This is a genomic window from Candidatus Hydrogenedentota bacterium, from assembly GCA_018005585.1.
GTDB lineage: Bacteria > Hydrogenedentota > Hydrogenedentia > Hydrogenedentales > JAGMZX01 > JAGMZX01.
On record JAGMZX010000187.1, the window covers coordinates 1 to 9672 of the forward strand.

Sequence of the window (9672 nt, forward strand, 5' to 3'; positions counted from 1 at the left end):
GGCCCGATGGGATACTCCTTGTCGAAGCTCAGGTCCGCGGGCACGATCGACAGGTCGGACTTCATGGCGTCTTCCCAGGTGACTTCCTGACCCGTAAAGGCGGACATGCGGCCCATGATCGCCGTGAGCGTGCTGTGCGCGCACTCGACGCCGTCGTTGATGTACGGCCCGGCGTTCGTGATACTGTTGAGCAGCGCCACGTGCTCCTGGACGTAGGGGTCCATGTCGTCCTTGCCCATGTCGTGGCAGTTGCTCTTGCCCGTTGTGCCGGTGACTTCCTCGAACACGTCGTTCTTCGAGTTGTTCCAATGCCGGCTCGCGCTGTACATGTGCACGCCGTTCGGGTACTCGTAGTCGCAATTGAAGTGGTCCCACAGGTCGCCGTACTTCTCTTCGAGGGGCTTCCAGGCGCGCCCGCCCGAGGCCACGACCTTCGCCGGCGGCCCGCCCATGACCCAGTTGACGATGTCGAGGTTGTGGATGTGCTGCTCGACGATGTTGTCGCCGCAGGTCCATACCTGGTTGTACCAGTTGCGCAGCCGGTACTCGAGGTCGCTCCAGCCCTCCTGGCGGTCATTGCAGAACGGGAGCCCGCCGTTCCAGTAGACGCGCGCCGCAAGAACGTTGCCGATGGCGCCTTCCTTGATCTTGGCGACGGTCTCGACGTACGAGCGCTGGTGACGGCGCTGCGTGCCGCACACGAACGACAGGCTCTTCTCTTTCGCCTTCTCCGCCGCGCTTATGAACTGGCGCACGCCAACCGGGTCCACGGCAATCGGCTTTTCGGTGAAAATGTGCTTGCCCGCGTCAACGGCTGCTTCGATGTGCGCCGGCCGGGCATAAGGCGGCGTGGCATGGATGATCATGTGCACGTCGGTCGCGAGCAGTTTCTGGTACGCGTCCAGTCCTACGAAACACATCTCATCCGTCACGTTGATCTTCCCGCGTATCTTCGAATGTTTGTTCTTTTCCATTTCCTGGCGCTTGCCGGTCAACCGGTCCTCGAAGACGTCCGCCATGGCCACGAGCGAGACGTTGTCGTTGCCCATCAGGCAGTTGAGCACCGCGCCGCCGCCGCGCCCGCCGCAGCCGATCAGGCCGATGCGGATCGTATCGGTGGCGGACTGCGCGAACCCCGACCGCGCTGTGAGGATGGCGAAGCTGGCCGCCGCGCCGGCCTTGGCGAAATCCCGCCGGGTCATTCCTGGTTTCTGTGCGTCACGCATTATCTGGTTCCTCCTGGTACGACTTGGTGGTTGGCAATGGAGAAACGCCAGCATAACACAAATGTGGCGTAAAACAAGAATACCGGATGCGAATGGGCCAAGGGATTCCCGGGGCCGTCCGATTCCTTGAACTGCGTTCTTGTCTGGCCTATATTGAATCCGGTCTCCGAAGGGCAGTCATTCGGAACAGTCTTTGCCGGCGCGATTCGGGCGCCGGCATTCCCAGGAATGGTTTGTGGCAGGCGGCGGGACCGTATGGGCGCAACGGGGTCGTGTGGAAGGAGCGCAGGAACGGGCATGGCGGATCAGACGCGACGTTTTACTTGGCTGTCGCCCCTGTTGACGGGCTCAGGCGAGGAGCAGCCGCCTTCGGGGCCGGTATTCACGCGGCGGCAGGCGTTGCGCGAGAGCGCGGCGGTTGCGGCAGTGGCATTGTTCTTGTTTTTTGTCATGACATGGCCGTTGCTGCCGCGTTTTTTCACGCATATCATCGGCGTTCCGTATCAGACGGACAACGCGATTGCGGTGTGGAACCTGTCGTGGGCGCAGTTGCAGGGGGATGCCTGGTTTCCGAATCCTTACTGGACGGACCGCCTGTTTCACCCGCTGGGTTCGTCGCTCGCGTACCACGGCTCGCATTATTTTCTCGCGCTGCTGACGGCGCCCATCACGTGGACCCTCGGCTTGGTCCCGGCGTTCAACTTCGCGTGCCTGTGGAGCTTTCTCACGAGCGCCGTGGTGTGCTACTGGCTGTGCCGCTTTCTGGGACTTCCGCGCGGCGCGTGCTGGATTGCGGCGCTGCTGTTCGCGTTTTCGCCGTTCCGCATGTGGCGGGTGCAGCATCACATCAATTTCCTGGCGACAGACTGGGCCGCGGCCTATGGCCTGTGCCTGATGGCGTTGCTGCATACGCGGCGGTGGCGCCTGTGGGGGACGCTCGCGGGCTTGTGCATGACCGGCTGCATGTATACGGATTTCACGTACCCGATTCTGCTGATTATTATCACGGCGTTTTTCGGGCTGTATTTCTTCCGGCCGTGGCGCGACCCTCTGACTGCGCGGCGGCTGGTGCTCGGGTTGGGGCTGGCGGCCGGGCTGGCCGCGGTGCTGACGCTGCCGATCATGCTCTCGCTTCGGTCCACGAACGCCCTCTACAACTACTACGTGGAGCGGGGCAACATCGAGCTTTCAGCGGACCTGCTCAGCTTTGTCAGCCCGCCGGGCGAGGCGCTGCTCCGGCCCGTCTACGACCTGATTGTGCCCCGGCTCAGCTTCTTCCGCGAGTCCTGCAATTTTCTGGGCTTTCTGCCGCTCCTCTTGATGTTGCTGGGCCTGTTCGCGTTCCGGCGCGATGCGCGGTTCCGCTTCTGGAAATGGACGCTGCTCATACTGGCGGTCTTGTCGCTCGGCCCGTTTCTGAAAGTGGGCGGCGAAGTCGACCTGTTCCGGGGCACGTGGGGCAACTGGCGGCAGGAGCCCGAATCGTTCCGGCTGACGCTGCCCTATGCGTTCTTCTCGTATGTGCCGCTGGTCAACAACGCGCGCGGGCCGGAGCGGTTCCACGGGGTGACGACGCTGCCGTTCAGCCTGATAGCGGCGGCGGGGGCCGCCGTGCTGCTGGGCCGCATGCGAAAGCCCTGGCTGCGCAATACGGCCGCCGCCGCGATGGCCGCGGCGTGCCTGCTCGAATACGCGGCTGTCCCGCTGCCGGTCACTCCGATGCACTGGGGCGCGTTCGATGCGGTCCGCGACGACCCGGAGGATGTCGCGGTGGCTGATGGGCGGCTGAACGACCGTATCGCGATCGAGCACCAGGCGTATCATCACAAACGGGTCGTCACGGGGCACGTCGGCCGCATCGCGCCGGAAATTCACGCGTACATGACCACGGCGCCGTTATTGCGCGAATTGACGACGAAATGGGGCACGCAAGAGGCCGTTGAGGCCTACGCGGCGCGGCCCGCCGCGCCGGAGATGACGCGGCGCATCCTCGAGTTCCTGAACATCCGCTATTTCGTCCAGAACGGGCCGCGCGACGCATACCTGCTGAAATTGTTCGAAGGGACGCTTCCGTACACGCTGGTGGGCGAGGACGAACGCAGCAAGGTTTACTTGCTCGGCTGGAACAGCCCTGGCGGCGTGCGCCCGCGCGCGGCGATGGTCGGGCGGGGCGAATGGAGCGTATATTTCGCGCACGGCTGGGGCCAGTGGGACCGCATCCCGGAGGTGCGTGAAGGGCGCGGCGTGCTCTGGCCGGCGTCGCCGATGGCGTCGGTCTTGTTCAAGGTCGATACGCCGCAGTCGGTCGGCATGGCGTTCGAGACCTACGTGCCGGAAAGCGCGCAGGGGGTGCGGATGGCCGCATTTGTCAACGGGCGCCCGGTTCGGGAGCTCGACGTGCCCCCCGGTTTCCGCACGTTCCGCGTGGCGTTCGACCCGGAACTGGTGCGGCCGGGGCTGAACAGCGTCGAATTCCGCTGGCCATATGAAGACGGACGCTATTCGGACGCGGATACGCTGGATATCCCGGCGTGCCTGTACCTGACGTGCGGGGCGACCGGCAAAGGCCTGCAAGGCGGCATTCTCGAAATCCTCGGGCAGTGGGTGTATTCGAATGCGCGCGGTTACAACATCCTCGAGCTCTCCGATGACGGCGGGCGGCTCCTGCGCACGGCGCAATTTGACGCCTACACCGACGGCGACGCCCCGAAAAAGCTGGCCGGGCACATCGCCGCCATCCCGGAAGGCCGGCTGGTCGTGTTCATGGGTGCGGGCGAGACGTCCCAGGGCATGACGCAGGAGGCCGTGGATGCGCTGGGCACGCTGGGCAGCGCGTTTGACGCACGGAACAAGTACGGCTGGTCGCATGCGGGGGTGGGCCGCAAGGGCATGAAACCCGGGCAGGCCCTCGAGTCTTTCAACGGCGAATCGATCACGGTGCTGGCGCCGGGCCGCTGCGGCTTCACCGGGTTCCAGTTCGCGGGCCGGGAAGCGCGGCCGCCGTCGCCCGCGCCCGCAACGCCGGAGACCGTGACGCCCGCCATGCGCGAACCTGGCGCGGAAAGCTGAGAGCCGGCTGCATGACGGGCACGGGCATGGCCGCATTCGAGCATAAACGAATGAACCGGGAGTTCCAGACGGTCCGCTGCATGATCGGGATGTACTGCAGAGGGCATCACGCGCTGGCGGCGGGCGCGTTGTGCGCGGAATGCGCGGAGTTGCTCGAATATGCGCGGGTCCGTTTGGGCAAGTGCCCGTTCCAGGAGGGGAAGACGACCTGCGCGAAGTGCCCGATTCACTGCTACACGCCCGGGATGCGCGAGAAGACGCGCGCCGTCATGCGCTATGCGGGCCCGCGCATGCTGTTTCGCCACCCCGTACTGACGCTCTTCCACTACCTCGACGGCTTGCGGAAGAAACCGGAAACGCCCAAGCGCCGCCGCAAGACCCGCCGCGTGCATTGACAATCCAACCCGGCAAAGTTGAGGATGCATCTCCGCCGCAATCACGGCGCGGGGCGCGGGTTTGCGGTTTGTCACGGGAGAACGGTCATGCTCCTTGCGATATTTGCGGCTCTTATCCTGGTTCCGGGCGATGCGGGGCCGGACAGCGCGGCCTGCTACAGCCAGTGGACCGTGGCGGCGCACGGGGACGGGTTTGGTCATGGCCTGCCGTGCCTGGCGCGGCTTTCCGACGAGCGCATGCTGCTGACCTGGAGCCGCAACACGGCGGACGGCGCGGATTTTGCCGTGCTGGGCGCCTTCAGCGCCGACGGCGGCTGTTCCTGGTCCGAGCCGCGGGTGTTCCTTGACGCGCCCGGCGAGGTGGACGCCGACCCAAGCATCGTCGTGGACGGCGCTCGCGTGCTGGTGACGTGCACGCGCACGAATTTCCGCGAGGGCATCCGTTCCTCGCGCACGTGGTGTGTGCGCAGCGAAGACAACGGCCGGTCCTGGTCCGAGCCGTACGAAATCCCGATGAACCGCGTGTACACGTGCGGCAAATGTCACCGCGGGTTGCGTCTGAAATCCGGCACGCTGCTGATGGGCTATTCGTGGGACGTGATTTGCGAGCAGGGCCAGGCTCACGAGAGCGAGGGGCAGATGGACCTGCGCGCGGGCGTCATGCGCTCGACGGACGGCGGACTTACCTGGGCCAACGGCGGCGATACGCACGCCGAATACGACAAGGTCTCCGGCGGCGCGGTCAGCGGCACGGACGAGCCCGCGCTGGCCGAAATGCCCGACGGCTCGGTATACATGCTGATGCGCACCGGCGGCACGCGCCTCTATGAGGCGCGGAGCGATGACGAGGGCCAGTCGTGGCGCGACGTGCAGCCCAGCCCGCTGGCGGGCACGAACGCGCCGGCCGCGCTGTGCGCCTTCGAGTCGGAGCAGGGGCCCGGCGTGCTCGCGGTCTGGGACAATGCGCGCGAGCGGCTGCCCCTGTGCGCCGCGGTGTCGTTCGACGGTTGCCAGACCTGGACCGCGCCGCGCGACATCGCCGCGCCGTATCTGCCCGGCGGGCAGGCGTCGTATCCGTCGTGCGAACGCGCGCCCGACGGCGCGTTCGTCGTCGCGTGGCAGCAGGACGTGCGCGGCGGGCGCGACGTGCGCATCGCGCGATTCAGCCTGGGCTGGCTGCTGCACGGGGAATCCGTCAAGACCATTGTGCTTTTCGGCGAGTCAACGACAGCGCCGCGCGGCCCGTTGCGCATTTTCGGCCAGGTGATCGCGGAGCGGCTCGGCGCGGCGGCGCATGTCGTGAACATGGGCATTGGCGGCGAGAACACGGACGCCGCCCGGGGCCGGTACGAACGCGACGTGCTCGCGTTCCAGCCGGACTATGTCGTGATCTATTACGGGTTGAACGACGCGGCAATCGACGTGTGGAAAGACGCGACGGAGCCGCGCGTCAGCGTGGCGCGGTTCACGGAGAATCTGGCCCATTTCGTGGACGCGGCAAAGCAGGCGGGGGCCGTGCCAATCCTGATGACGCCGAATCCTCTGGCCTGGAATCCGCAGCAGCGGGAACTCTACGGCAAGCCGCCATACGACGTGACTGACCCGGAAGGCCATAACGCGGTGCTGACCGGCTACGTCGATGCCGTGCGCGGGCTCGCCCAGGAGAAGCAGGCGCCGCTCGTGGACGTGTTTGCCCTGCTTCGGGAAGAGGCGAGGGAAACGGGGTATGCCCGCCTGCTCCTCGACGGCGTACACCCGAACGATTATGCGCACGCACTGATCGCGGATGCCTTGATGCCGTATCTGAAATGAGCCGGGGGAGAACACAGCATGTTGAGTGTTTTGTTGGCAAGTCTCGCGCTGGACTTCGTGGCGGGCGTATCGCCAACGCCCGCGGAACTGGCGGAGGCGCGGCAATGGACGGCGGCGAAGTTCGAGGGTGTTTCCGAAACGCCCGCGCCCGAGGCGTGGCTCGAAGTGATCGAGAACCACGGGAGCGTCCAGCCGAACGCGCGCGGCGGCAAGCCGCTGCGCCTCGGCGACAGGGAAAGCCGCACCGGCCTATACTGTCACGCGCCAAGCGCGATTATCGTGCGCCTGCCGTCTCCGGGCGCGAGGTTCGAAGCGCTCGCAGGCGTGGATTCGAATGACCAGACGAGCGGGGGGCGCGGCGCCGTGGTCCTTTCGGTCGAAGTCGACGGGCGCGCGACGTGGACCTCGCCGCTCATGCATGAAGGCGATGCGCCGCAATCCGTGAACGTGGACTTGGGCGGCGCAACGGCGTTCACACTGCGGGTCGCCGACGGGGGCGACGGCATTTCGTGCGACCAGACGGACTGGGCCGAGGCGTTCGTTACGCTGGAGGACGGCGCGCGCTTGCCGTTGGGCGTGCTGCCGCTGCGTGACCGGGTGCGCGCGCCATTGACAGTGGAACCCTGGTTTTCGTTCCGCATGGACGGGCGGTCCTCGTCCGAACTGCTTCGCAAATGGCAGGTCTCGCGCGAACAGCATGCGTTGGACGCCGGGCGCGCGGAGCACGTGATCACATACACGGACCCGGCCTCGGGCGTGCAGGCGCGCGCGTGTTGCGTCGCGTATGACGCATTCCCCGTCGTTGAATGGACGCTCTATCTCAAGAACACGGGCGCGGCCGAGTCGCCCGTCATCAGCGATGTCATGGCCCTCGATACGTGTTTCGAGCGCGACGCCTATGCCGAGTTCCTGTTGCGCCACTGGAACGGGACCTGCGTAAACCGCACGGATTACGAACCGCGGACGACGGAACTGCAGCCGGGCGCGCAGCGCGTGTTCACGCCCGCGCACGGCCGGCCCTGCGCGGGAGAGTTCCCTTACTACAATCTGCAATACGGCGCGGAGGGCGTTGTTCTCGCTGTCGGCTGGCCGGGGAAATGGAAGGCCTCCTTCGAACGCGACGCGGACCGGCAAATCAGGATTGCCGCGGGACAGGAAACGACCCATTTCAAGCTGCTGCCCGGCGAAGAGGTGCGCGCGCCGCTTATCGCGCTGCTGTTCTGGAAGGGAGACGCCGTGCGCGCGCAGAATCTCTGGCGGCGCTGGATGGCCGCGCATAACGTACCCCGGCGCAACGGCGAACTGCCGCCGCCGCAGATGCCCGCCGTCAGCGGCAACCAGTTCCCGGGCCTGCTCTGCAACGAGGCGGACGAGTTCCGCTACATCGACCGCTTCGCCGAGGAGCGGATCCCAATCACGCACTGGTGGATGGACGCCGGCTGGTACGTCAACAAGGGCGATTGGACCAGCACCGGCACTTGGGAGGTCGACCACGCGCGGTTCCCGCGCGGCGTCCGCGCCGTGGCCGACCACGCGCACGCGCGCGGGCTCAAGCTGATCCTGTGGTTCGAGCCGGAACGCGTTACTGCCGGGTCGTGGCTCGCGGAGCAGCACCCGGACTGGGTGCTCGGCGGCAAGGACGGCGGCCTGCTCAACCTCGGAAATCCGGACGCGTGGCGCTGGGCCGTGGACCGTCTCGACGGCCTGATCGCGAGCGAGGGCGTCGATTTCTACCGACAGGACTTCAATATGGACCCGCTGCCGTACTGGCGCGCAAATGACGCGCCGGACCGGCAGGGCGTCACGGAAATCCGGCACATCGAGGGCTATCTCGCGCTGTGGGACGAACTCGTGCGGCGGCATCCGCACCTCATGATCGATTCGTGCGCGAGCGGCGGCCACCGCAACGACCTCGAAACGCTGCGCCGGGCCGTGCCGCTCCTGCGCAGCGACTACCTCTTCGACTCGGCGGGGCAGCAGTGCCACACGTACGGTCTGGCGTCGTGGGTCCCCTATTGGGGCACGGGCATCATCGATTTCGACGCTTACAGCTTCCGCAGCATTCTCGGGCTCGACACTACCTTGAGCTGCGACGCACGGCGCACGGACCTGGACTGGGACCTGCTGCGCAGGCTCGCCGCGGAGTGGCAACGCGCCGCCCCCTGTTTCTGGGGCGATTACTATCCGCTGACGCCGTACAGCCGCGACGAGGGCGTCTGGATCGGGTGGCAGTTCAATCGCCCGGAAGCGGGCGATGGCCTGGTGCAGGCATTCCGCCGCGCCGAAAGCCCGTACGTGCAGGCGCAGTTCCCGCTGTTCGGCCTCGAGCCGGACGCGCGTTACCGGGTCACAAACCTGGACGGCGGCGAAATGGAGTCGACCGGCGCCGAACTGATGCAGGCCGGACTGGAAATCAGGATTCCCACGCGTCCCGGCGCGGGCCTGCACCTCTACGAGCGGGTCCGGGAAACCCGGTAGAAGAAAGGACTGAAATGCCGACCGCGAACTTCGTGCGAACTTGTGTGCTTGCGGCGTGTGCCGCGGTCCTGTGCGGCGCGGCGACGGCGCAGGCCGGCCACCGCGTCTACACGCACCTGCTCGAGCCGCGCGAGCACCCGGATTATGACCGCCGCCACGTGCAGCCGCCGTCGTGGGAGGCTTTCGGCAATGTGACCCAGTTCGCGGCGCTGCGCGGCTTCGGCGTTGAAAACGATCAGATCGTGGGCTACGTTGAGGAAATTGAGAAGTATACAAAGGTCTATGAACTCGGGAACGTCATCTGGCCGGCGTATCCAATCATCTTCGCGAAGAATCTCGGCGATCTCGCGGACGAGATCGAGCGGCGCGGCCTCTACCTCTTCGACATCTGGGGATACGTGCCCGGCAGTGGCCCCGGCGGTTACTGGCAGCAGTTTCATCCCGATCCCGCTGTTTTCGAGATGCTCGAATCCAAACTCGGCGAACGCTGGCTCGGCATGGATAACGGCGAGCAGGACGGCCGCTACATCGGCGGTTACGCTTCGCAAATGTCGGGCATCTCGGGCAACCGCTTCGACGCGTACCTGAATTTCCAGCGCCATTTCGAGCGCATGGGCGACGAACTCGGCAACAAGCTGTCCACGCTCGTGTCGCTCAACTTCGGCCACTACTTCCTCAAGGAAGGCATCTAC

The 9672-nt window shown here is 66.0% G+C and carries 6 protein-coding genes; 5 read left to right on the forward strand and 1 reads right to left on the reverse strand.

Going from position 1 to position 9672, the window contains the following annotated elements:
• Window positions 1–1226 (reverse strand): Gfo/Idh/MocA family oxidoreductase (locus tag KA184_21380; protein ID MBP8132139.1); only part of this gene is annotated, 1226 nt, incomplete at its 3' end.
• Between the two features lie 297 nt (window positions 1227–1523).
• On the opposite strand from KA184_21380, the gene KA184_21385 reads away from it, so the two are divergent.
• The 5 genes from KA184_21385 to KA184_21405 all read left to right on the forward strand — a co-directional run.
• Window positions 1524–4295: a hypothetical protein gene (locus KA184_21385; GenBank protein ID MBP8132140.1), complete on the forward strand. Its 2772-nt coding sequence runs from the start codon at window positions 1524–1526 to the stop codon at window positions 4293–4295.
• A 26-nt stretch (window positions 4296–4321) separates the two neighbouring features.
• The gene (locus KA184_21390; protein ID MBP8132141.1) at window positions 4322–4690 is read left to right on the forward strand and encodes a nitrous oxide-stimulated promoter family protein; all 369 of its coding nucleotides are present in this window, start codon (window positions 4322–4324) and stop codon (window positions 4688–4690) included.
• Window positions 4691–4777: 87 nt separating this feature from the next.
• Window positions 4778–6502, forward strand: coding sequence for an exo-alpha-sialidase (locus KA184_21395; GenBank protein ID MBP8132142.1), 1725 nt, complete (start codon window positions 4778–4780; stop codon window positions 6500–6502).
• 18 nt (window positions 6503–6520) lie between these two features.
• Window positions 6521–8980 (forward strand): alpha-galactosidase, encoded by a 2460-nt coding sequence (locus KA184_21400; protein MBP8132143.1) that lies wholly within the window; start codon window positions 6521–6523, stop codon window positions 8978–8980.
• A gap of 14 nt (window positions 8981–8994) precedes the next feature.
• A partial coding sequence (locus KA184_21405; protein ID MBP8132144.1) for a hypothetical protein occupies window positions 8995–9672 on the forward strand: 678 nt, incomplete at its 3' end.